The 23141-nt window shown below is 62.5% G+C and carries 23 protein-coding genes; 4 read left to right on the plus strand and 19 right to left on the minus strand.

All coding sequences use genetic code 11. The features are described 5' to 3' along the window. Positions 1 to 28 precede the first annotated feature (28 nt). Entirely contained in the window at positions 29 to 886 is an 858-nt protein-coding gene (gene rpsB, locus JFX23_RS00700) for a 30S ribosomal protein S2 (RefSeq protein ID WP_198774999.1), read from the minus strand. Positions 887 to 1091: 205 nt separating this feature from the next. On the opposite strand from rpsB, the gene JFX23_RS00705 reads away from it, so the two are divergent. Beyond that, complete coding sequence (locus JFX23_RS00705; protein ID WP_198775000.1) at positions 1092 to 2030, plus strand: M23 family metallopeptidase; 939 nt, start codon at positions 1092 to 1094, stop codon at positions 2028 to 2030. A 296-nt stretch (positions 2031 to 2326) separates the two neighbouring features. Here the strand turns inward: JFX23_RS00705 and JFX23_RS00710 are convergent, their stop codons facing one another. The 12 genes from JFX23_RS00710 to rpsP all read right to left on the minus strand — a co-directional run bounded on the left by JFX23_RS00710 (position 2327) and on the right by rpsP (position 11594). Next, entirely contained in the window at positions 2327 to 3250 is a 924-nt protein-coding gene (locus JFX23_RS00710; protein WP_198775002.1) for a tyrosine recombinase XerC, read from the minus strand. A 1-nt stretch (position 3251) separates the two neighbouring features. Continuing rightward, positions 3252 to 4391 (minus strand): DNA-processing protein DprA, encoded by a 1140-nt coding sequence (dprA, locus tag JFX23_RS00715; protein WP_005964085.1) that lies wholly within the window; start codon positions 4389 to 4391, stop codon positions 3252 to 3254. Beyond that, complete coding sequence (locus tag JFX23_RS00720; protein ID WP_198775004.1) at positions 4381 to 5916, minus strand: YifB family Mg chelatase-like AAA ATPase; 1536 nt, start codon at positions 5914 to 5916, stop codon at positions 4381 to 4383. The genes dprA and JFX23_RS00720 overlap by 11 nt, the downstream gene beginning before the upstream one ends. Further along, positions 5913 to 6365, minus strand: a complete 453-nt coding sequence (locus JFX23_RS00725; RefSeq protein ID WP_083879499.1) for a YraN family protein — start codon at positions 6363 to 6365, stop codon at positions 5913 to 5915. Before JFX23_RS00725 ends, JFX23_RS00720 begins: the two co-directional genes overlap by 4 nt. Positions 6366 to 6536: 171 nt before the next feature. After that, the gene (locus JFX23_RS00730; protein WP_005964093.1) at positions 6537 to 6836 is read right to left on the minus strand and encodes a DUF2469 domain-containing protein; all 300 of its coding nucleotides are present in this window, start codon (positions 6834 to 6836) and stop codon (positions 6537 to 6539) included. 75 nt (positions 6837 to 6911) lie between these two features. Continuing rightward, positions 6912 to 7580 (minus strand): ribonuclease HII, encoded by a 669-nt coding sequence (locus tag JFX23_RS00735; protein ID WP_005964095.1) that lies wholly within the window; start codon positions 7578 to 7580, stop codon positions 6912 to 6914. Then, positions 7580 to 8317, minus strand: coding sequence for a signal peptidase I (gene lepB, locus JFX23_RS00740; RefSeq protein ID WP_198775006.1), 738 nt, complete (start codon positions 8315 to 8317; stop codon positions 7580 to 7582). The genes JFX23_RS00735 and lepB overlap by 1 nt, the downstream gene beginning before the upstream one ends. 88 nt (positions 8318 to 8405) lie before the next feature. Beyond that, positions 8406 to 8762, minus strand: a complete 357-nt coding sequence (gene rplS / locus JFX23_RS00745; RefSeq protein ID WP_198775008.1) for a 50S ribosomal protein L19 — start codon at positions 8760 to 8762, stop codon at positions 8406 to 8408. Positions 8763 to 8936: 174 nt separating this feature from the next. Continuing rightward, entirely contained in the window at positions 8937 to 10280 is a 1344-nt protein-coding gene (gene trmD, locus JFX23_RS00750; RefSeq protein ID WP_198775010.1) for a tRNA (guanosine(37)-N1)-methyltransferase TrmD, read from the minus strand. Then, positions 10277 to 10801, minus strand: coding sequence for a ribosome maturation factor RimM (gene rimM, locus JFX23_RS00755; RefSeq protein ID WP_198775011.1), 525 nt, complete (start codon positions 10799 to 10801; stop codon positions 10277 to 10279). The genes trmD and rimM overlap by 4 nt, the downstream gene beginning before the upstream one ends. Before the next feature lie 102 nt (positions 10802 to 10903). After that, on the minus strand, positions 10904 to 11143 hold the full coding sequence (locus tag JFX23_RS00760) for an RNA-binding protein (protein WP_005964103.1): 240 nt from the start codon (positions 11141 to 11143) through the stop codon (positions 10904 to 10906). Position 11144: 1 nt separating this feature from the next. After that, positions 11145 to 11594, minus strand: a complete 450-nt coding sequence (gene rpsP, locus JFX23_RS00765) for a 30S ribosomal protein S16 (protein ID WP_198775013.1) — start codon at positions 11592 to 11594, stop codon at positions 11145 to 11147. 237 nt (positions 11595 to 11831) lie between these two features. Here rpsP and JFX23_RS00770 point away from each other — a divergent pair, with 237 nt between their 5' ends. Next, positions 11832 to 12761, plus strand: coding sequence for an inositol monophosphatase family protein (locus JFX23_RS00770; RefSeq protein WP_198775015.1), 930 nt, complete (start codon positions 11832 to 11834; stop codon positions 12759 to 12761). A gap of 28 nt (positions 12762 to 12789) precedes the next feature. Here JFX23_RS00770 and JFX23_RS00775 read toward each other — a convergent pair whose 3' ends face one another. The 5 genes from JFX23_RS00775 to JFX23_RS00795 all read right to left on the minus strand — a co-directional run bounded on the left by JFX23_RS00775 (position 12790) and on the right by JFX23_RS00795 (position 19045). Beyond that, complete coding sequence (locus JFX23_RS00775; RefSeq protein WP_198775023.1) at positions 12790 to 13887, minus strand: amidohydrolase family protein; 1098 nt, start codon at positions 13885 to 13887, stop codon at positions 12790 to 12792. Then, the gene (ffh, locus tag JFX23_RS00780) at positions 13884 to 15470 is read right to left on the minus strand and encodes a signal recognition particle protein (protein ID WP_198775025.1); all 1587 of its coding nucleotides are present in this window, start codon (positions 15468 to 15470) and stop codon (positions 13884 to 13886) included. The genes JFX23_RS00775 and ffh overlap by 4 nt, the downstream gene beginning before the upstream one ends. Positions 15471 to 15584: 114 nt before the next feature. Further along, entirely contained in the window at positions 15585 to 16820 is a 1236-nt protein-coding gene (gene ftsY / locus JFX23_RS00785) for a signal recognition particle-docking protein FtsY (RefSeq protein WP_198775027.1), read from the minus strand. 53 nt (positions 16821 to 16873) lie between these two features. Then, positions 16874 to 17212: a hypothetical protein gene (locus tag JFX23_RS00790; protein WP_198775028.1), complete on the minus strand. Its 339-nt coding sequence runs from the start codon at positions 17210 to 17212 to the stop codon at positions 16874 to 16876. A 234-nt stretch (positions 17213 to 17446) separates the two neighbouring features. After that, on the minus strand, positions 17447 to 19045 hold the full coding sequence (locus JFX23_RS00795) for an RNA polymerase sigma factor (RefSeq protein WP_198775030.1): 1599 nt from the start codon (positions 19043 to 19045) through the stop codon (positions 17447 to 17449). A 295-nt stretch (positions 19046 to 19340) separates the two neighbouring features. Here JFX23_RS00795 and JFX23_RS00800 point away from each other — a divergent pair, with 295 nt between their 5' ends. Continuing rightward, positions 19341 to 20438 carry a polyprenyl synthetase family protein gene (locus JFX23_RS00800; RefSeq protein WP_198775032.1) on the plus strand — a complete coding sequence of 366 codons (1098 nt, stop codon included), beginning with the start codon at positions 19341 to 19343 and terminating at the stop codon, positions 20436 to 20438. A 162-nt stretch (positions 20439 to 20600) separates the two neighbouring features. Here the strand turns inward: JFX23_RS00800 and JFX23_RS00805 are convergent, their stop codons facing one another. Beyond that, positions 20601 to 20951 carry an Rv2175c family DNA-binding protein gene (locus JFX23_RS00805; RefSeq protein ID WP_005964127.1) on the minus strand — a complete coding sequence of 117 codons (351 nt, stop codon included), beginning with the start codon at positions 20949 to 20951 and terminating at the stop codon, positions 20601 to 20603. Positions 20952 to 21035: 84 nt separating this feature from the next. On the opposite strand from JFX23_RS00805, the gene pknB reads away from it, so the two are divergent. After that, complete coding sequence (pknB, locus tag JFX23_RS00810; RefSeq protein ID WP_198775034.1) at positions 21036 to 23075, plus strand: Stk1 family PASTA domain-containing Ser/Thr kinase; 2040 nt, start codon at positions 21036 to 21038, stop codon at positions 23073 to 23075. The last annotated feature ends 66 nt before the right edge of the window (positions 23076 to 23141 follow it).

Below are 23141 nucleotides of genomic sequence, written 5' to 3' on the forward strand. Positions count from 1 at the left end.
ACAGTGTCCTTTTCTTCGAGCTGCGGTTTCAGTCCTGCTTGGGAGCCTCTTCGGCGGGCGCCTCTTCAGCCTGAGGCTCTTCAGCTTTAGCCTCTTCGGCCTCGGCGGGAGCGGCTTCACCTTCGAGGAGCTCGCGCTCCCACTCGGCGAGAGGCTCGGCGACGGTCTCGGCCGAATCAGCGGACTTGCGGGTCTCAGAACGCGCGAGGAGGCCATCGGCGACGGCGTCGGCGATCACGCGGGTGAGGAGGGAGACGGCGCGGATGGCGTCGTCGTTGCCCGGGATGCGGTAGTCGACCTCGTCCGGATCGGCGTTGGTGTCAAGGATCGCAACGATCGGGATGTTGAGCTTACGAGCCTCGGCAACGGCGAGGTGTTCCTTCTTCGGATCGACGATCCACAGGGCCGAGGGGACCTTGGCCATGTCGCGGATGCCGCCGAGGGTGCGCGAGAGCTTCTCCTTCTCGCGGCTCATCATGAGCAGTTCCTTCTTGGTGTGGCCGGAGGCGGCGACGTCTTCGAAGTCGAGCTGCTCGAGTTCCTTGAGGCGCTGGAGGCGCTTGGCGACGGTCTGGAAGTTGGTAAGCATGCCGCCGAGCCAACGATGGTTCACGTAGGGCATGCCGACGCGGGTGGCCTGCTCGGCGACGGCCTCCTGAGCCTGCTTCTTCGTTCCGACGAAGAGGATCGAACCGCCGTGGGCGACCGTCTGCTTGACGAAGTCGTAAGCGATGTCGATGTCGGCGATCGTCTGCTGGAGGTCGATGATGTAAATGCCGTTGCGCTCGGTGAGGATGAAGCGCTTCATCTTCGGGTTCCAACGGCGAGTCTGGTGTCCGAAGTGGACGCCGGACTCGAGGAGCTGACGCATGGTAACGACTGCCATGATCGTCCTTTCCCCGCGTTCGCGGGATCGTGGGGTTTCCACCCCGGTTCGGTTATTGCCCGAGATTCACACCCGGGCCCTAGCGCCGTGACCGCCGACCGCCTGAAAAGGACCGGGTCGGCGCGCCCCGCGATGCAGCTCAAGACTGCGCTGCGGTAACGACGCGCGAAGTCACCTGAGAACAGGTGCCCTGACAGTTTAGACCATGAGATCAGGCGGACTTTCCAGCGTCATTGTGACCCTCGTCGCCGAATCCGCTTCGTCTTCGGCCTCTTGCGCTATCGACACCTGTGCGTGTTCTGCCAGCGCAGGTGCTCTCCCCCTTTCCACAGGCCTTCGCGCTCCCACGACGCATCCACATCCTCAGGGGATCGTCATGGTCTTCAGCTTGAATACTGTGGAGGCTGGGCTCGTGCTCAGCCGCCTTGTGTTTCTCGTCTTCGCTCTCAGTGCTTCTTTGCTTTTCGCACCCTCTGAAACGCCGCCTCGGGCCGGTCCGGAGCTCCTGCCCTCTCCGAAGAGCGGCGTCTTCTTCGCGCCTCCAGGTGCAGTGCCGCTCGAAGATGGTGGTCCAGCCCTAGGTGAAACACCGGGAATGCTCTCACGTGAAACACCGGGACGCCTCGCGGATGCCATGACAGGGCCCGGCGTGTTCGACGCGGCACGGGCACTCGAGTACGAGGACGCGGGGGCAGTCATATTCACAGAGACTGGCTCAGCTGCCCTCGAGACTTCCCCAGCCGATTCTGGCTGGTCGTGGCCCTGCGACGGGCCGACTCAGGTTTTGCGCGCATACGATCCTCCGGCCCGCCCCTGGCTGGCCGGTCACCGGGGCGTCGATCTGGATCTTCCCCCAGGCTCCATCATCCGCGCTCCAGCCGCCGGTACCGTGCTCGTGGTGGGCACAATCGTGGACCGTCCCGTCATTTCGATCCAACACGGAAGGCTGCGCTCGACCTTCGAAGCGGTGGAGCCTCTTGTCCTTCCCGGCCAGATCGTCGCCCGTGGTGAAGCGATCGGGGTCCTAGGCGAGGGGAGTCACACTCCGGGTCTGCATTGGGGCGCGAAACTCTCAGCGACAGAGTATGTGGATCCGCTGCGCCTGCTCGTCGGCGAAGTCGTGCTCTGGCCCTGGGAGGGCTAAGCCTGAGCTCAAGCCTTCACCACTGGCGCCAGCGTTTCACAAGGCGTAAGGAGGGTGGCGTCGCTGCACATCGATTGACTCCGATGGGGGCGGTATTTGGCCTGAGTGTGAGCGGGGTCGTGTTTCGAGGGCAAAAGAGGGATGTGGAACAAGCAGATCACACCGGGCCCGCCTGCAGTCCTAGAGCTGAGTTCCCCGGCCTCGGGCACAGCCTTGTGCCCCCAAGGCAGGCCCTCAGGGGCGCGGGTGGATCGAGTGCGACACAGTGCTGAATCCGCGGAGCCGCAACATGCCTCCTAGGCGCGCGGGTGGGCCCTCTGGTAGATCGCAGAAAGCCGATCAGCGTCAACGTGCGTGTAACGCTGAGTGGTCCTCAGCGAAGAATGCCCGAGGATCTCTTGCACGCTGCGCAAATCCGCTCCTCCCTGGAGAAGATGGGTCGCGGCGGTGTGCCTGAGAGCATGCGGAGCCACATCCGGCACACCCGCTCGGGCCGCCTCACGGTGAATCATCGAACGCACGATCCTCGCGTCGACACGTTTTCCACGTTCTCCGATGAAAAGCGCAGAACCAGAATCGTCATGTGCGAGCGCAGGACGCCCCTGCCCCAGCCACCGTTCAATCGCCACAAGAGCAATGGGAGTAAGAGGAACGACACGCTCCTTATTCCCCTTGCCGACAACGCGCAGCGTCGCCGAAGCCCGCTCGAGGGAAGTCAGCTCGAGCCCGCAAAGCTCAGAGACGCGGATTCCCGTCGCGTAGATCGTCTCGAGGATCGCCCAATCCCGCAGCGCGACGCTCCCCTCGTCCCTCGCCCGCGAGCGCGCATGCTCCATGAGACGCTCCGCATCGTTCCGGTTCAGGACCTGGGGAAGCCTCTGCTCGGCTCTGGCGGTCGCAAGAGCGAGAGCGGGGTCGGAGGGGAGGATCCCTCGTTCGTGCGCCCACGAGGTGAAGGCCCGAAGCGAAGCCGTTTTGCGTGAGAGCGTTGAACGCGAGGCCCCCTCCTGAGCGTTCGAGCCGAGCCACAGGCGGATCTTGCGGGTTGTGAGGGTCTGGGCGAGCTCATCCGCGCTCGCTCCCTCATTGCTTCCGAGGAAGTCGAGGCAGGAGGCGAGGTCAGTGCCATAGGCGCGGATCGTGTGCTCGGAAAGGCCCCGATTATGGCGCAGATGAGTGATCCACGCGTCAAAGGGCGCCTCCTTCGTCATGGGGATCATCCTATGCCCTGCGGCGAGCCCACCCCCGGGAGTCAGAAACGATGAGTCCTGCAAGTTCGAGTTCTGCCAGGGCCGTGAGCACTTCCGATTCTGAAAGCCCTGCGGCCCTGCTCAGGCGGGAAAGACGAGCGAAAGAGCGTTTCGGCAAGGCTTCGAAGACTCGTCTGGGGATGGGGTTGAGAGCATCAACTCCTCGGTCGCGCATCACGGGAGCCCCAAAGAGCGTCCCCTGTCCGCCAAGAGTGAAGGGCTCAAGGAGTTCGAGGACATCTTGGGCATCACGGATCAGGGTTGCAGAGTTGCGGATCAGTTCATGACAGCCCTCACTCGAACTTGAACTCAAAGGTCCGGGCATTGCTCCGACTTCACGGCCGAGCTCCATCGCTCTCCTCGCGGTCGCCAAAGCACCGGAGCGTATCGAAGCTTCGACGACGACGGTGACCGGACTTAAGGCGGCAATGATCCGGTTGCGCGAGAGGAAACGCCATTTCGCGGGACGCCACGAACTCGGACATTCGGAGATGAGCGCACCGCCCTCTGCGATGATCCTTGCGAAATCCTCCTCATGGGCAAGCGGGTAGGGTTTCGACAGGCCACCGGCCATGACGGCGATCGTCGGGGCGCTGGCCGCCCGACACCCGCGATGGGCGGCAATGTCAATCCCGAAGGCCCCGCCCGAGCAGGTCGAGACTCCCGCTTGGGCAAGACCTGCCCCAAGGTCGAAGGCGTTGCGCTCGCCCGCGCTGCTCGCCGCTCGGGCGCCCACGATTGAGACTCGGGGATTGTTCGGCAGGGTTCCGATTGTCCACAGTCCCAGGGGGCGCAGGGGGCCAAGATCGTTAAGGCTTTCGGGCCATTGCGCGTCCCCGGGCACGATGAAGCGTCCTCCGAGTTCCTCGAGTTGCTCAAGTTCGGCTTGCACTCCTGGGGCTTTGGCTCGAGGAGCCCAACGTGCGTGCGCTTCTTCCCATCGTCCCTGCCCCTCCAGGGCGTGTGGTAAAGCGCCAGGCAGTGGTGCTTGCGCCCAGGCCCGCGCTTCTGTGGGCCCCAGAGCCGAGATGAGTGCTACGGCATGGGGATCTGCGGGTTCGGCGACGCAGGACCACCAGGCGATGTCGAAAGCCTGCGCTTCAATTCGCATTGAGTCCCCCGTTCCTCAGCATCAGTGCGCGTGCGAGATCCTCATCATTGGGAAGTGGCCGCTCATGAAGGTCGGCGAGAGTCCACATGAGGCGCAAGACCCTATCGGCTCCGCGCATGGTGACGATTCCTTCATCAACGGCCCGGTCGAGAGCTTCGATGAAACGCTCGGGAATACCGGAAGAGTGGCGAATCCACGCTCCGGGAAGCTCGGAGTTCATCTTCCACCCCGTGTCCTTCAAACGCCGGGCGCCCCTCGCCCTCGCTTCCTCAACGCGTTTTCGGACCTCGGCTGAAAAGCGTTGGCGCGAAAAACGAAGATCAGCCTTCGTCGGTTGTCTCATCGCGATGGTGATGTCGATCCGGTCAAGCAAAGGGCCTGAGAGCCTGGAAGCGTAGCGTCTTCTCTGCATCGAGGTGCAGCGGCATGCTCGTCCCCCGTGTCCGCACGGGCACGGATTCGAGGCGAGTACCAATTGGAAAGCTGAGGGATAACGAGCCGAAGCCTTCGAACGGTGGATCGTCACGAAACGCTCCTCCAAGGGTTGGCGCAAAGAATCGAGGACCGAGGGCGAGAACTCTGCGGCCTCGTCGAGGAAGAGGACTCCCCCGTGGGCAAGAGACACCGCCCCCGGTGCTGCGATCCCAGATCCACCCCCGATGAGTGCGGGGATCGTCATCGAATGATGCGGCGCCTGAAAAGGAGGGGTTCGGATGAGACTCGAATCTTGAGGGAGTATGCCCGCAAGGGAATGGATCGCTGTGGTCTGCAGGGCTACCGCTTCCTCGAGGGGCGGCAAGATCGACGGGAGCCTGGAGGCGAGCATCGTTTTGCCCGCGCCGGGTTCGCCGATGAGGAACAGATGATGCCCTCCGGCGGCTGCGACTTCGAGGGCGTCGATCGCAGTGTCTTGTCCGCGAACATCTGCCAGATCCGGGGCCTGCCGGTATATGGTCGAAGACTGCGGGCGCATGGGAGCGGGGTCGAGGAGCTGGGGCTTGCTGGCTCGTCCCCCCGCCCATACGACGACATCTGCGAGGTGGTCGAAACCGAGGACCTCAATGTCGGCGACGAGGCTAGCTTCTGCGGCGCTCGCGGCGGCAACGATGATACGTTTCGCGCCGATCTGTTTCGCAGCGGCGACCGCGGGGAGGGTGCCTTTGATGGGGCGTAAACCTCCATCGAGACCGAGTTCGGCGAGGAGGATCGTATCTGCGAAGGCCTGGGGGTGGATTGCCTCGGCGGCTTTGAGGATCGCCGCTGCGATCGCGAGGTCGAAACCGGAGCCAGATTTTGGCAGTCCCGCCGGTGAGAGATTCACCGTGATATGAGCATCGAGGACTTCGCATTCAATGGCTTGAAGTGCTGAGCGGACACGATCCTTGGCTTCCCTGAGGGAAGCGTCGGGCAGTCCGACGAGGGTGAAGGTGACGAGGCCGCGGCCGACGTGTGCTTCCACGTCGACGCCGTATCCTTCCAAGCCCAAAAGCGCGATTGAACGGGCGGAGGCGATGCGCGCGCTCATGCGACTCCCCTGACCCATGTGACCTCGGCGCCTAAAGTGCGCAGATCCGTATCCTCTTTGATGTGGGGGAGGCGCTCTCGGGCTTGAGGGGGAAGGCCCAGGGCGATCACGTCAATGCAGATCGGCTGGCGCAGCCGGTTCTGGCTCGACCACTGGCCTGCGAGTCTTCTCAATTTCGCGATTTTGCGCCTGTCCACCGATTCAAGGGGCGTGCCCAGGCGCTGACCAATGCGGGTACGCACTTCAACGATGATGGTTTTCTCGCCCTCGTGCGCGATGAGGTCAAGTTCCCCTATGCGCCCTGCCCTCCAATTGCGTTCACGTATCACGAGGCCGGCTTCTGACAGGATTTTCGCTGCGGTCTCCTCCCCCGCCTTGCCCAGGATGCGCCGATGGTCCTTCGTTTCTCGCTTCGCCCCGTTCTTTTCGGGCAGTGTGAGCGTGTTCATTCCTCCACCTCCGCTTCCAGGCTTCCCCGTGGAAACGATCAGGGCGAGGCGGAGCATCGTCGCCTGTGGACGCGGCGGAGAGCCCGATGGGGTGTGGATAAGGAAAAGAGCCCGGGCCTCTTTCAGGCTCCGGGCTTCTTTTCCCTTCGATTCACGCGACGAGTGTGCGCCTCAAGGGATGTTGAGTTCCGGTTTGGACAACTCCTCAACGTTCACGTCCTTGAAGGTCACAACGTGCACGGAACGGACGAAACGCGATGAACGGTAGATGTCCCAGACCCACGCGTCAGTCAGTTTCAGTTCGAAGTAGACGTCCCCACCCACCGGACGGGCTTGCACATCCACCTGATTGCACAGGTAGAAACGTCTTTCCGTTTCGACGACGTACTTGAACAGGCCAATAACATCCCGGTACTCACGAAAGAGCGCGAGCTCGAGCGAATTCTCGTAGCCTTCGATGTCCTCATTCACCCCACCATGATGCCTTGAGAAGCTCCGGGGAGCACTCTCAGTTCACGGCGCGCCGAATGCCAGGAAAGCTCACGTTCAGATCCCCGGGAGGCTCCAGGAGCGTCGATGCGCGAAACTCGGCCCCAGGGCCTTGAGCCCCGCCACATGTTGGGGTGAGGAATATCCCTTATTCGACGCCCAGCCGTAGCCGGGGTCTTCCAGCTTCGTCATATGCTCATCCCTCGCGACCTTCGCAATCACCGAGGCTGCGGCGACGAGAGTGCACTGGGCATCGGCCTTCACTCGCGTCATCACTTCCCCAAGAGTCACATCTGGCATTTCGGGCCCCTCCAGGGAGGCGAAAAGATCCTCCGGAGGCGTGAGCCAATCATGGGAGCCATCCAAGAGGACCAGCGCGGGAGCGCCGATCTTCTCCTCGATGCGAGCAAGGGCACGCATTCCGGCCAAACGGAGCCCCACGATGATCCCGAAACGGTCGATCTCCTCATTCGAAGCCCAAGCGACGGCCGAGGCCGCAGCCCAGGAACGAACCTGGGGTGCGAGCTCCTCGCGTTTTTTCGCGCTGAGGAGTTTCGAATCCGCCAGGCCCGAGGGCGCCTCCCCTTCACTGCCGGTGATGGCACAGGCGCCGACCGCGACGGGGCCTGCAAGGGCTCCACGCCCGACCTCGTCCATTCCGACAAGAGGAGAGTATGTGGTGAGGAGTTCGAGTTCGAACTGGCGAGAAGCGAGAATCCTCGGCATCACTTCACCTGTGAGAAAACCTCAGGAGCTGAAAGCCCCCAGTGGGCCCGATTAAGGGGCAGGATCACGGCCTTCACCGTGCCGACGACCGCGCCAACGGGCACAAAAGGGCTCTCCCCGTTTTGCCTGTGGTAACGAGAGTCTGCGGAGTTACCGCGATTATCACCCATCACCCACAAGGTCCCTTCCGGGACGACCTCGTCGAAAGGAATCGTCGAGGGGACCTGGCCCTGGGCGATATAGGGCTCCTCAATGGGCACTCCATTGACGCTGATCCTCCCCGTCTCAACAGAGAAGGAGACCCGGTCGCCGCCGACCCCGATGACGCGTTTGACCAGGGTCTGTTCATCGCCTGCGGGAACGATCCCGAAGAACTCTCCGACGCGCCTCAAAGGAGAAGAACCATGCGAAGAGCGAAGCCAACCAAGCTCATCATGGAAAACGACGACATCCCCGCGCTGAATCGACCCCGTCCAAGCATCAATGCGTGAGACCACGATCTTGTCGTGTTCGACGAGAGTGTCGCGCATCGAGGGCGAGGGAATCCAAAACACTTGGAACACGAAAGCCCGAAGCAGCGCTGAGATGATCGCGGCAACGAGAATCACAGACAGCATTTCCTTGATCCAGCCGAGAAACCCAAGAGGTTCTAGCTCCGCTGGCTCTTGAGCTTTGGGCAGATGCTGGGGGGCGAGCTTGACTCCCGTGCGTCTCGTGCCCGTCGACCCAGCGCTCATTGGTCCTCGTTTCTGTGTGTGGCCGGAATGCGAAGCGCCCGGCACTCTGAAACAGAGTACCGGGCACTGGGGGCTTGTGCCCGGAGGGTCACTCCGCGCTGCCCGAACGGTGCTCCTTGATCTTCGCGGCCTTGCCGTGACGCTCACGCAGGTAGTAGAGCTTGGCGCGGCGGACGTCACCCTTGGTGACGACCTCGATGCGGTCGATCGTGGGGGCGTGCAGCGGGAAGGTACGCTCCACGCCAACACCGAAGGAGACCTTGCGGACGATGAACGTCTCAGAGACGCCGTGACCGCGACGGGCGAGGACAACGCCCTGGAAGATCTGGATACGAGAACGGCTGCCCTCGATGACCTTCACATGCACCTTGACGGTGTCACCGGCGCGGAAGGTCGGAAGGTCGGAACGGAGGGAAGCAGCGTCGACTGCGTCCAGCTTCTGCATGTGTACTCCTTGACGCGCTCGCCGCAGGTCGAAAGCGTCGAATACGGCAGGCCGGGCCTGCGATTCATTCGATAATGCACCCTGACGGAGGCCCCCTGCGGCAGGTTCACTCCGGGTGCACCAAAGCACCAGTGTGCCACATGCTCACGCCCCGAAGCGAGACGCTTGAGCGCGTCACTGGCCGCGAAGCCCCGTGAGATCGCGCACGAAGACGAGGTCGCGGTTCACCACCCCGCCGACGTTGAAGCTGCGCCGAGCGGCCTTCTTGAAGCCGTGCTTCTTGTAGAAGCGCTGGGCCCGCAGGTTGGCCTCATTCGTCGCCACAACAATGCGAGGAGCATGACTCTTCTCAGCTGCGTCGCGCACCGCGGCCTCAAGCAGGGCGCTCGCCAATCCGCTCCCCCGCCACGTGGAATCCACATAGCACTTCGACAGGTAGGCGTCCCCCTTCTCGATGCGACCCTTTCGCACCAGGGCCTCGTCGAGTGCGTCTTCACCGAGGATCGTCAGAGTGTAGCCAACGGCCTCCCCCTCGACGAGGGCGAGAAGGATGCGGTATCGCTGCGGATCACACAGGTAATCTGCGAAGGACTTTTCTGATAGTTCAGCCGCGATGAATGCTTCTATGGCTTCTTGGCACAGTTCGGGTGGGCAGGCATCAGGGAAAGTCCGTGCTGCAATGGCGCTAAGAGCGCCAGCATCCTCTATCTGTGCGCTGCGGATCTGCAGTTCATGTGTCCGCCCCTCACGAAGGAGGAACCCCAGCCCGGCGAGCAGTTCCAAATCGGAAAAATCGAGTTCTTCGGGTTTGAGGGAGGCAAGGAGGTCGGGGCGCCTGGCCGCCGTACGTTCCAAGGAACGATCGCGCCTCCAGCGGCTGATCGCCCCATGGTCGCCGCTGAGCAGGACCTCAGGGACCTCCAGTCCTCGCCACGAGCGGGGCTTCGTGTACGCGGGATATTCGAGCAGCCCCTGCGAGTAGGACTCTTCGACGATCGAATCCGGGTTCCCCATGAAACCGTCGAGGAGGCGCGTCACTGCTTCAACGAGGACGAGGGCCGCCACTTCCCCGCCGTTGAGGACATAGTCGCCGATCGAATACTCAAGGACCTCATATCCCGCTTCCCGGTAGTGCTCTGCGACGCGCTGATCGATCCCCTCATAGCGGCCGCAGGCGATGACAAGCTGAGTCGCATTCGTCAGGTCCTGAGCCATGGACTGGGTAAGGGGCACCCCCGAGGGAGTAGGGATTGCGAGCACCCGGCGATCCGATTGCCCACCCGTCTCAGTCTCTTCGAAGACCTCGTCGATCGCTTCGCCCCATACGCTCGGCATCATCACCATTCCAGCGCCCCCGCCGTAGGGGGTGTCGTCAACACTGCGATGGCGATCATGGGTCCACTCGCGAAGATCATGGATCCTCAGGTCCACGAGGCCGTGCTCGCCCGCCTTGCCCAACAGTGAAACCCCGAGGGGTGCGAAGTAGTCGGGGAAAATGGAGAGAAGATCGATCCTCATCTTTCGCCCCTCGTTTCCCCCGTATCGACGACATCCTCATCGAAGAGGCCGGGGGGCGCGTCAATCGTGACGACTCCGCTTTCAAGGTCGATCTCGGGAACGATCTGAGTGACGAAGGGCACCATCACCGTGCCTTTGGGGGTTCTCACGAGCAACAGATCCTGAGCCGATCCGAAGCGGACCCCCGAAACGGTGCCGAGCTCCTCGCCCTGAGGGGTGAGGGCTTTGAGGCCTTTGAGTTGATGCGGATACCAGGCGTCCTCTTCTTCGTGTTCTTCAACGAGCAGGCGCGCGCCACGCAGCTCCTCAGCTTTTTCGCGGCTCGTGATCTCTTCGAAGGAGACGAGTAGACGCTCCTTGTGCATGCGGGCGCCACCTATGGTGAGTTCAGTGACAGGAGAATCCTCGAGGGAGAAGAGGGAGCCGGGAGCCCACAGCTCGGGGTCGTCGGATCGGACGTCAACGAGGACTTCACCGCGCAGGCCGTGTGCGGGTCCAATGATTCCAGCTGTCATCCTCATGGTCTTCTCCTTCAGTGTTCGGCATACATTTCATCACAGCGGATGCCCATGCAGTGAAGGGGCCCGGCTGAGCCGGACCCCTTCACTGCATGATCTGCAATCTTATTCGCGATCAGTATCGACGACGTCGACGCGGACCGGGCCGCGGGTCGACAGCGCGCCAATGACGGTGCGCAGTGCCCTGGCGGTGCGTCCACCGCGGCCGATCACTCGCCCGAGGTCATCGGGGTTCACCCTTACCTCGAGGAGTTGGCCGCGACGCATCGACCGAGTGGAGACCTGGACGTCCTCGGGATGATCGACGATCCCCCCGACGAGGTGTTCCAGTGCATCGGCGAGCATCTCAGGCTTCCTCGCCGGCCTCGGCGGCCTCTTCGGCCGAAGCCTCAGCGGCAGCCTCTGCCTCTTCCTCGGCCTTCGCGGCGGCCTTGCCGGCCTTCGACTTCTCGGCCTCGGCCTCGGCGGTCTTCACGGCTTCGGCTGCTGCAGCGGCCTTATCGGCCTCGGAAACCTCGACGCGGGAGACCGCGTCGGCCTTGCCGTTGAACTTCGCAATGTCGCCGGTGAGGACGAGCAGATTGCGAACCTGGTCGGAGGGCTGTGCGCCCACGCCAAGCCAGTACTGCGCACGATCAGAGTCGATGCGGATCTTCGAGGGGTTCGGCTGAGGATCGTAGATGCCCAGCTCTTCGATGACGCGACCATCGCGCTTCTTGCGCGAATCGACGACGACGACACGGTATGCGGCGGCGTGGGTCTTGCCCACGCGCTTCAAGCGGATTCGAACTGCCACTGGTGTGGTCACTCCTGTTTCTCAAGTGGTGGAGCCTCCGCCGGAAAGGTGGGAAACACAATCCGATGTTGACTCCGGGACACGTTCCGGCGAAGTGAGAGGGTCTTCGACGGACCGGGTACAGTCCTCGATTCTGCCATGCCCTGAGCGGATTCGACCAACCCTCAGCCCTTCCCAGGCATGTCGGGGGCCGTGGAATCAGTCACGTTTACCTTCTTTCGTGGAAGGATGAAGCCCATGACCATCCCTGCTCCGCTCGATTCTTCACTTGTGTGCATCGCCCGCACCGCCGCGACCCACGTCAGCGACTACTTGCAAAAGGTCGCGCGAAGCGTCGATTCGGTGGAAACGAAAAGGGACTTCCACGACCCGGTGACGGTCCATGACAAAAGCGTCGAAAGGGCGCTGCACCTCATCCTCGGTTCCGCCCTTCCCTTCTCCCGTGTCCTCGGCGAAGAGACAGGCGCGCATGTTCTTCAACCGAATAATCTTCCTGAGCTTCCTGAGGGAATCGTCATGCCTGAGGGCGAGGAATGGGAAGGGGCCCTCAGGGCCGTAGCTGATCTGGGTGAAAGGGTTCGCTGGATCATCGACCCGATTGATGGGACCGCGAATTTTGCTGCGGGCCTGCCCTGGTTCAACACCTCGATCGGCGTGGAATTGGATGGGCGCATGGTCGCGGGAGTCGTCAACGCCCCGCTCCTGGGTGAGCTCTTCTCAGCCGATTCGAGGCGCGCATGGGTTGAAACATCCCAGGGTGTGCGCGAGTTGGACGCCAGGGGCGCCGATGAGGAATCGAAAGCCGTCATCATCAGCTACTACCCCGGAGTCCATGCGCTCGCCACTGACCCCACGAAGGCGGTGGAGCGTGAACGTCGGATCGTCTCAGCCTTCCAGTCGACCCGCCGTTACGGAGCGGCCGCCCTCGACCTCGCCTATGTCGCCGCCGGGTGGATCGGCGCAATGATGGGGACCTCCTTCAAACCTTGGGATGTGGCAGCCGGCCTGCACATCCTTTCAGTCGCAGGGGGTAATGTCATGAACCTTGAAATGGGGACAGGGCTTGGCGAGGGGCTTCGCCCCGGTGTCGTCGCATCGAATCGGGGGTTCCTCGCGCCAAGCGCCCGCGCAGTCCTCCTTGAGATCGCCGAGGAAGACACTGTCTAAAGGGAAAGAAATCTCAAAAAAGATGAGGCTACTCGCAGGGGGCGATGAGCTTTCCGCCGAGAATCACCGCGTCCGGTGCGTTCAGATCGCCGCCTGTCCTCGGATCCTCTAAGTAGATGAGCAGATCCGCGCTCGCCCCGGGGTGCAGGGCTTCGAAACCGAGGTGGCGCCTCGTATGCCAGCTCGCGATATCCAGCAGTTCTGTGCGATCCACTCCCTGAGCCTGCCAGAGGGCGAACTCCTTACCGATCGACCCGTGCTCCTGATAGCCGCCTGAGTCCGTGCCCATGAGGAGAGTGACTCCGGCTTCGCGCAGCATCGCGAAATGCTCGCGGCGGCGCTCGAACATCTTCATCATCGTCTCGGCATAGACCGGATACTTCGAGCCCGCTTGGGCGGCGAATTCATTGAACAGACCGACCTGCAGGAGCGTCGGTGTGACGAGCACTCCCCGGCGCGCAGCCTCATCGGCCTGATCCGCATCCATTCCCGTTGCGTGCTCAATGTCGTCGACGCCCGCTGCCAGGAGGTCGTCGATCGTCGAATGGGCGAAGGAATGGACTGCGACGCGCGCTCCCGCCTCATGGGCGGCGGCGACCGCGTCAAGGAGAACCTCTTGGGGCCACAGGGGTTCAAGATCCGAGTCCGCCCCTTTGGAACGGTCGATCCAATCCCCGACGAGCTTGACCCATCCGTCCGAATGGCGCGCCTGTTCGGCGAGTGCCTCGGGAAGATCTTTGACGTCCTCGAGTTCAATCGGCAGGCCACGGATGTAACGCTTAGGGCGGGCCAGGTGGCGACCGGCGCGCTTGAGCTTGGGCAGATCGGCCCGAGAGTCGATCCAGCGAGTATCCACGGGCGAACCACAGTCACGAATCGCGAGCACGCCCGTGGATCGTTGCGCAAGGGCCTGCTCGAGCTGCTGTGCAGGACCCAGGCCCCCGTGTTCTCCGATGCCGATATGGGCGTGAGAATCAACGAAACCGGGGATCGCATAGCCACCGAGTTCACCCGGGCGCTCCTCGATCCTGTCAATCACGCCGTCCTCGATCCTCCACGTCCCCTGAGTCCACGAGGGGGTTATGGCCTTGGATGGAGCCCACAGGAGGGAGCCTGTGAAGATCATTGAAGCCCCTGGAGCATCCGTTTGACGTCATCGGGGAGATCATCCATGCTCGGACGCTGCGCCTCCTGTGTGGGGGCACCAAAAGATGCTCCTGGGGCACTCGCCTTGCGTTGGTCGCGAGGAAGGAGCGCCTCAAGCTCTTGTTGACGGCGCTTGGCAGGGTTGCCCGAACGGGCCTTCTTCTTTACCTTCGCACGATCGGCCTTCGCCTTACGGGCATTCGCCTTTTGTTTCGCTTTGCCTCCCCGACCGGGCATTGAACCGAAGCCGGGCATTGCCCCGCCTGCCTGGCCCATCTGGCTCATCATCTCTTTGGCCGCTTCGAAACGCTTCACGAGGCCGTTGACATCGGCGACACTCGTGCCCGAACCGCGGGCGATGCGAGCACGACGCGAGCCATTGAGGATCGACACGTCTTCGCGTTCCTGCGGGGTCATGGAGCGCACGATCGCCTCAACGCGGTCGACTTCGCGCTCGTCGAAGTTCTCAATCTGCTCGCGCATCTGGGCCGCTCCCGGGATCATGCCGAGCATCTTCTTCATCGAGCCGAGCTTCTTGATCTGCTGAAGCTGGGAGAGGAAGTCTGCGAGGGTGAGCTCCCCGGACAGCGCCTTGGCGGCCATGCGCTCGGCCTCTTCGGCGTCAAGGCGTTTCTCAGCCTGCTCAATGAGGGTGAGGACGTCACCCATATCGAGGATCCGACCGGCCATGCGGTCGGCGTGGAAGCGCTCGAAATCGTCGAGGCCCTCACCGGTGGAGGCGAAAAGGATCGGAGCGCCGGTGACGCCGCGAACGGAAAGGGCGGCACCTCCTCGGGCGTCACCGTCGAGCTTGGATAGGACGACACCGGTGAATCCGACGCCATCGCGGAACGCCGTGGAAGTCTGGACCGCGTCCTGACCGACCATGGCGTCCAGGACGAACATGATCTCGCGCGGCTCAACCGCGTCGCGGATCGCGATGGCTTGAGCCATCATCTCCTCATCGACGCCGAGGCGGCCCGCAGTGTCGACGATGACGACGTCAATGCCGGTTTCGATCGCGTGGTTGAGGCCTGTGCGGGCGACGTGGACCGGATCACCGATGCCATTGCCGGGTTCGGGCGCCCACACCTCGACACCGGCTCTTTCGCCGACGATCTGGAGCTGTTGGACGGCGTTGGGACGCTGGAGGTCTGAGGCGACGAGGAGGACCCTCTTGCCTTCTTCGCGCAGCCACTTGCCGAGTTTGCCTGCAAGGGTCGTCTTACCGGCGCCCTGGAGGCCGGCGAGCATGAAGACGGTGGGACCCCGGTCAGCGAAACTCAGTTCACGGGTCTGGCCGCCCAGGATCTCGATGAGTTCCTCATGGACAATGCGGATGACCTGTTGACCGGGATTGAGGGCTTTGGAGCGCGCCGCACCGTAGGCCTTCTCCCGAACCTCGTTCGTGAACTGACGGACGACGGGCAGGGCGACATCCGCGTCAATGAGGGCGCGGCGGATCTCGGAGATCGTCTGGTCGACATCGGACTCGGTGAGCACTCCACGAGAGCGGAGCTGCTTGAAGGATTGCATCAACCGATCGGACAGATTCCCGAACACTGAGGTTCCCCCTGTATGAGCGTGGCGGGGGCGCTCCCCCATGACTCGGACCAGCCTATCGCACGACGCCCCCGCCTCTGATTCGGGGCGGGGGCGCGTGGGGCTGAGGAGTTCTCAGGAGTTGACGATCGCGTCGACGAAGCTCCTCGGATCGAAGGGGGCGAGGTCGTCCGCTCCTTCACCAAGGCCGACGAATTTGACGGGCACTCCCAGGGTCTTTTGGACGGAGACGACGATCCCGCCCTTCGCAGAACCATCGAGTTTCGTCAAGACGATTCCGGTGACGCCTGCGACCTCGGCGAAAACCTGGGCTTGTTTGAGGCCGTTTTGTCCGGTCGTCGCATCGAGGACAAGAAGAACCTCGCTGACGGGAGCTTGCTTTTCCATCACGCGCTTGACCTTGCCGAGCTCCTCCATGAGGGTCGACTTGGTTTGGAGGCGTCCGGCGGTGTCGACGAGGACGACATCCACTGCGCGCATCGCCCCCTGCTTGACAGCGTCGAAGGCGACGGCCGCCGGGTCTGCGCCTTCGCGATCCGATTTGATGACATCAACGCCGACGCGTTCGCCCCAGGTGCTGAGTTGTTCGGCGGCGGCCGCGCGGAAAGTATCAGCCGCGCCGAGCAGCACGCTTTTGCCTTCGGCGACGAGGACGCGCGCGAGCTTCCCGACGGTCGTCGTCTTACCGGTTCCGTTCACGCCGACCATGAGGACGGTGGCGGGCAGTTCGCCGTTCTCGCCCTGTTTGTCCAGGTGCAAGGAGCGGTCGAGGTTCTCATCGACGAGGGCGAGCAGTTCTTCTGCCAGGAGGGTGCGGATCGTGGTCGAATCGGAAACCCCGGCGATCGCTACTCGTTCCTTCATGCGGCTCATGAGTTCGTCGGTCGCATCGAGGCCGAGGTCGGCGATGAGCAGAGTGTCTTCAATCTCCTCCCAGTCCGTGGCTTTGAGTTCGCCGCGTGAGAGGATCTGCACGATGGCGCGTCCAAGAGAGCCAGAACCCGCAAGGCGCGAGCGCAGGCGTTGCATGCGCGAGGGCAGGGATTCGGGGGCCTCGATGAGGGCGCTCGTCTCAGCTGCTTCTTCGGCCTCCTCGGGCTGTGCGCTCGGAGTCGGGGCGGATTTGTCAGCGGGACCGGCCCTGGCCTCAGGGAGTTGAGACGAGTCAGTCTCTAGGGCTTTGGCTTGTGTGGATTCAGGCGCGGGCGCGGGCGGGGGCTCAGGAAGAGAAGGGCCCGCGCCGCCAGAGCGGCGCACGACCAGCACGACCAGGGCGATGAGCGCCGCAATGATCAGGGCTGCCAGGCCGATGCCCGCAGGGGTGCTAAGGAAAGTGAGAACAGCGTCCATGGGGACATCATCCCTTAAAGGGGCAAGGGGAGTACAACCCTCAGGCGTGAAACTCAGGACTCCTCTGTGTTCTTACGAGCCGGGTGCATCGCTTCGAAACGCTCCGTGACGGCTTCGATTCTTTCGACCCCGGGAAGACGGTCGGCGTCGAAGTAGGCGTTGCGTTCGGTGGTATTGCGCTCAATGAGGTCACGAAGAGTCGTCTGCTTCACGCCCACGAGCTCATCGTGCTTCGGCGCTTCTTCGGCGGCGAATTGGGCGTTTTGCTCTTTGAGGTGTTCTTGCCAGGCCTGGGCGGGTCGACGCACGAGGGCGAGGCCGACGATGACGCCGACTGCCGCGGTCAGCATGACGGCGAGCATGAAGAAGATGACGATGAACCCCTCGAGCATGTATCTATCGTCTGATGATTACTCGAAAGTCGCCACCTCGGCGCACCGGCCGATTCCGATCCGTGACCATGATGTCGCTCACCGCAAGGTGAAGTGGGCTCTTCTGGGGACCAGGAGAAGACCTCGAGAGTCTAAGAGTTCGGGCATGACGAGTGGGCGCAGTCCGAATCGGTATCCGTTCTGCGCCCACTGTGCTCTCAGTTGCTGATCCGCTCAGCCGCCGAAGTGATCGCCTCAGTCGAGGTAGTCGCGCAACACTTGCGAACGCGAAGGATGACGCAGCTTCGACATGGTCTTCGACTCGATCTGACGGATACGCTCGCGTGTCACCCCGTAGACCTTGCCGATCTCATCGAGGGTCTTCGGTTGACCGTCGCCCAAGCCGAAGCGCATGGAGACAACACCGGCTTCGCGTTCGGAGAGGGTATCGAGGACATTGTGCAGCTGCTCTTGCAAGAGGGTGAATGACACCGCGTCTGCGGGGACAATCGCCTCTGAATCCTCAATGAGGTCACCGAACTCCGAATCCCCGTCCTCGCCGAGAGGAGTGTGCAAAGAAATCGGCTCTCGACCGTACTTTTGAACCTCGACGACCTTCTCGGCCGTCATATCGAGCTCTTTAGCGAGTTCTTCAGGGGTGGGTTCGCGCCCGAGGTCTTGGAGCATCTGACGCTGGACTCGTGCGAGCTTGTTGATGACCTCGACCATGTGGACGGGGATGCGGATCGTGCGCGCCTGGTCGGCCATGGCGCGGGTGATCGCCTGACGGATCCACCAGGTCGCATAGGTCGAGAACTTGTAGCCCTTCGTGTAGTCGAATTTCTCGACCGCGCGGATCAGACCGAGATTGCCTTCCTGGATGAGGTCGAGGAACTGCATGCCCCGGCCCGTGTAGCGCTTCGCAAGAGAGACGACGAGGCGCAGATTCGCCTCGAGGAGGTGGTTTTTCGCGAGTTGACCATCCTGGGCGAGGAAGTGCAATTCGCGACGCTCCTTCGAGGTCATCTCGTCTGCTTCGTTCTTGAGCTTGTACTCCGCGTACAAGCCCGCTTCGATTCGACGGGCGAGATCGACTTCTTGTTCGGCGTTGAGGAGCTGAACCTTGCCGATCTGCTTGAGGTAGTCCTTCACGGGGTCGGCGGTCGCCCCCGCGACGGTGACTTGTTGGACGGGTTCGTCGGACTCGTCCGAATCAGAAACGACGAAGCTGCCCTTCACCCGGATGCCAGAGGCAGTGCGATCGCGCAGTTCCTGGCGGGCCTTCGCATCCTCCTTCGATTCTTCGGATTCCGTATCCTCGTCGTGAGCCAAGCCCTCTTCGACCTCATCGCTTTCCTCCCCCGCGAGCTCGCCATGAGCATCCTCGAGGTCCTCGTCGCTGAGTACGATCTCTTCTTCTTCGACTTCCTCGACCTTGTCGGGCTCAGCTTCAGCCTTCGCCGCAGTCTTTCGAGTCCTCGATTTCTTGGACGGTGCCGTCTCCTCATCGGCGGCCTTTTTGCGCGTGGTGCGCCGAGTGGTCTTCTTCGGTGTGCTGTCTTGTGCGGTTTCGCTCTCAGTGGTCTTCTTCGAGGCGCGCTTCGTCGTTTTCTTCGCAGGGGCCTTCGCTTCTGGCGTGTCTTGTGTCGCGGTGGCCTTGGTGCTCTTGCGCGGCGTCTTCTTCGCCGGAGCCTTATCCGTCGCCTCCTCGGGGGCATCGGTCTTCTTCGTCGTGCGACGCGTCGTCTTCTTCGCTGGGGCCTTCGCCTGCGCCTGCGAATCAGTGGTCTTCTTCGTCGTGCGACGCGTCGTCTTCTTCGCAGCTGTGCTGGTCATCGCGTCTTCGGTCTTCATATCCGACTCAGCAGCGCTTGGGTTTCGCGACGATCCTTTGGCAGTGCTCGATGCGGCCACACGAGCCCCTTTCTCAGAAGATGGGATGAACGATCAGCGTGAGACGCTGACACACCTTTCCCAATTATAGTCCGAAACCCTGAACAGACCCTCCTAGGAGAAAGAGAGCACAGTGAATCCCCAAAGCTGAGCGTGTCGGACATGTCCTCGGGGCAGCGCAGCATTGAGCATCTCACAAGGCCTGGGCGGGGGCTCAGTCCTCATCTTCTCTTGCCCTCAGCCTGGGCATTAGCCTATGTGCATGACCTCTCTCGCAGCCCGCTTCTTCGAGCTCCGTCCCCTGATCGACCAGCAGACCCAAGAGGATCTGAGCGCTCTGCTCGTCCAGATCGGCTCAGGCGAGGCTTCCTCGGACTTCCTCGACTCCGCTTTCGGAGCCATTCGCTCAGGAAAAAGATTCCGCGCACTCCTCGCGCATTTCGGTGCAGCCCTCGCTTCCGGGAAAGAACTCGGCCAGGCCCCCGTCGCTCACCTCGGCGCCGCTCTTGAGCTGTACCAGGCGAGTGCCCTCGCTCATGACGATGTCATTGATCACGCCGATACCCGCCGAGGCGCCCCGACGCCCCACATCCGCCTCGCCACACTCCACCGGGAACGCCAATGGCTCGGCTCAGATGAGCAATTCGGTGCCGCAGCTGCGATTCTCTTGGGCGATCTGCTGTTCTCTGCCGCGGAGAGGTCGATCGGCCTGCAGTGTGAGAGCCTCGAGCCGAAGATCGCGAGTCGTCTTCTTGCCCGCTACACGACAATGCACGCGGAGGTTGCCCTCGGTCAGTACCTCGATGTGAGAGCCGAGCACCTACCCCTGGATCTTCACAATCCGGATGCGATCCCCCTTCAGGAGGTCCGTGAGGTCGTCATCCGCAAGTCGGCGCACTATTCGATCGTCCACCCGGCTCTTCTCGGCGCGATCGCAGCAGGAGGCGAGGAGGAGATCCTGCAGGCACTCGAAGAAGCGCTCACCCCCTGGGGTATTGCCTTCCAATTGCGCGACGATGATCTTGGAGTGTTCGGCGATCCGGAGCTGACGGGCAAACCCGCTGGAGATGACCTGCGAGAAGGCAAACGCACGATGCTGCTCTCCTTGTCGTGGAAGAATGCCAGCGTTGCCGAACGGGAAATTCTCGCCGGAGTCCTTGGGGATGAGAAGGCAAACCCCGACGATATCGCGAAGGCCACCGAGGTCATCGCCACACGAGGCCGCGACGCTCATGAGGCACTCATCGCTTCCCTCGTTGACGAGGGCGAGGCCCAGCTCGAGGATCGTTTCTCAGAAGCTGAAGGGGCTGATCTTCTCGAACTCGCCCACATCATCACAGCTCGACGCGCCTGATCAAGGCACCGCGATGCTCTGGCCGATATGCCCGGAAAGTCGCCTCTGTCCTCAAAGCGCGATGGGCTAGTCACCACTCCACGGGCACCCTGGGGCGTGAAAAGTCAGCCCCGAAGGGCCGATTCACAAGGACCTGGCAGACTCACAAGGCTAGGGCCCAGCTCACAAGGCCAGGGTCGAGGCAATCGCATTCACCCTGTGGTGACGCCCGGCGAGCATCGCCTCCATCGGGGTCTCCCCCAATTCATCATGTTCCGTGTAGAGCCATGCCGCCGCCTCATCCTCCGTGAAACCACCATCGGCGAGCAGCGTCAAAGTCCCAGGAAGACTGAAGAGGGGCTCCCAACCGTCCGCAGCTTTGACGAGAATCTCCCGGGGGATTGCCCGCCCACCCTCAGGCAGGGGGATTGTGAAAAGGTGACGGTCGCGCACGAGCTGTTTAATCCTACGAGGCTCGATTCCCAGCAGGCGGGCTGCCTCCTGGGCGCAGATGGTCTCAGGGTAAGTCGTCATGGGCCCAAGACTAGCCCAGTGATCCGCAGGGCACGCCGGACCCTACTTCTCAGACTTCCTACGCGCGTCTCATAGAATCCGGGGGTGAGCGAAATCGAGAACGTCAACGACGCCTCGGTCCCCCTCGAAGGGGCGACCGAGGTCTTGCGCACCCGCACTGGCATTCCCGATGAATCCTCCGCTCCGCCTCATGAAAGCTCTCCTGAGCACGCCGCGCCACAGCCCGATCCCCTCATCGGTTCTCTCCTCGACAATCGTTATCGGATCGTCCGCAGACTCGCCCGCGGCGGAATGGCAACGGTGTACGTCGCCCACGACGACCGTATGGACCGCCCCGTCGCGGTCAAAATCATGCACCCCCACCTCGCCGATTCCCAAGACTTCGTCGCACGTTTTCGCCGCGAAGCCCGCGCTGCCTCCCAGATCAGCCATCCCGGCGTCGTCTCAGTCTTCGACCAGGGGGTGCTCCACGACCAGAGCTACCTCGTCATGGATTTGATCGCAGGCCCGACCCTGCGTGCCCTCCTGCGCCGCGAAGGCGCATTCACCCTCGGGGATACCCTGCGCTACCTGCGAGATGTCCTCGAGGCTCTACGGGCCGCGCACCGGGTCGGCGTGATCCACCGCGATATCAAACCGGAGAACGTCCTCGTCCCCCAAGATCCTCCGGCCAGGGTCGCTGATTTCGGCCTCGCCCGAGCAGCCTCCGAAGTGTCGATGTCCTCAAGCGGCTCAATGCTCGGCACGATCGCCTACGTCGCTCCCGAAGTCGCTCTTTCCGGTGCGATCGATGAAAGAACGGACTTCTACGCCCTGGGCATCATGGGCTTCGAAATGTTGACGGGCTCCGTCCCCTGGGAAGGCGAAAGCGCACTCGCCATCGCGCAGCATCATGTCAAGGACCCGATCCCAGTCCCCTCGAGCGTGCTGCCCTGGCTTCCACGCGAAGTCGACGATTTCATCTCCTCCCTCGCCGCGACAGACCCGAACGAACGTCCCTCCAACGCCACTCAAGCTCTCCATCAGCTTGAGGCCCTCACTCAAGCTCTCCCCACTGAGCTCTTGGATCGGCAGGCCCAGGTGCAGCCGAAACTGAAGGAAAACATCGGCCAGATGACCCAATGGGATGGCGCAGCCCTCACCTCTTCGCTGCCGCCTCAGATGCCGTCGAACTCTCAAACGATTGTGCGCGCATCCGCATCGGCCCGCGCCCCACACCCTAAGAAGCGCAAGCGCCGACTCGGGGGCCGCCTTCTTGCTCTTTTCGCCATTCTTGCCCTCGTCGGTTCTCTCGGCGGATGGTGGTGGTGGGCCGAGTATGGTCCAGGTTCCTACCTTGAGATGCCCCTGACTGCACAACGCTCACTCAAAGCCGTTGAATCTGAGCTCAGCGTCCTGGGCCTTGGCGTTGTCATTGAAGAGGCCTACTCGGATTCCGTCCCGAAGGGCTCTGTTATTTCCTCGGTTCCCGAGGGCGGCCAAGCCGTTCACAAGAACTCCGATGTTCGCCTCATCGTGTCCAAAGGCGTTGACATGAGGAGTGTGCCTAAGCTCGTTGATCTCACGGAGACGCGAGCAAGCACGCTTTTGAGCGACGCCGGACTGAAAATAGGCACAATCACCCGGGAATACTCCGAAGATGTCGCCCAAGGTCGCGTCATTTCGCAGTCGATCCAAGCACAGACCTCAATCCCCCACGACACCGCGATCGACCTCGTCATTTCGAAAGGGCGAGAACCCATTGAAGTGCCCAAGCTCGAGGGCAAGACCGCAGCCGAGGCGAAAGCGATGATCGAGGCTCTCGGGCTCGTCGCTTCTCCTAGCGAGGAATACTCCGATTCGGTAGCTGAAGGAGTCGTGATCTCGCAGTCGACGGAGGCGGCTTCAACCCTTCACAAGGGGGATGAGGTGTCCTATGTCGTCTCCAAGGGCCCCGAGACTGTTCAGATTCCCAATGTGACGGGAAAGCAAGAGGCCGCAGCCATTGAAGCGCTGCGCGGTGCCGGCCTTGAGGTCAATGTGGAAAGAATCCTCGGCGGAGTGTTCGGCACTGCGCGTTCGACAGATCCCGCTGCAGGAACGAGCGTCACGAAAGGCACGACCGTCACCCTGTACGTTGTGTGAGTCGGCAAGGGTGCCCCTTGGCAGGGGTGCCCGTCAGAGCGGCGTTTCAGGTCCTCCCGAGCGGTG

Source organism: Schaalia cardiffensis, from assembly GCF_016405145.1.
Classification (GTDB): Bacteria; Actinomycetota; Actinomycetes; order Actinomycetales; family Actinomycetaceae; genus Pauljensenia; species Pauljensenia cardiffensis.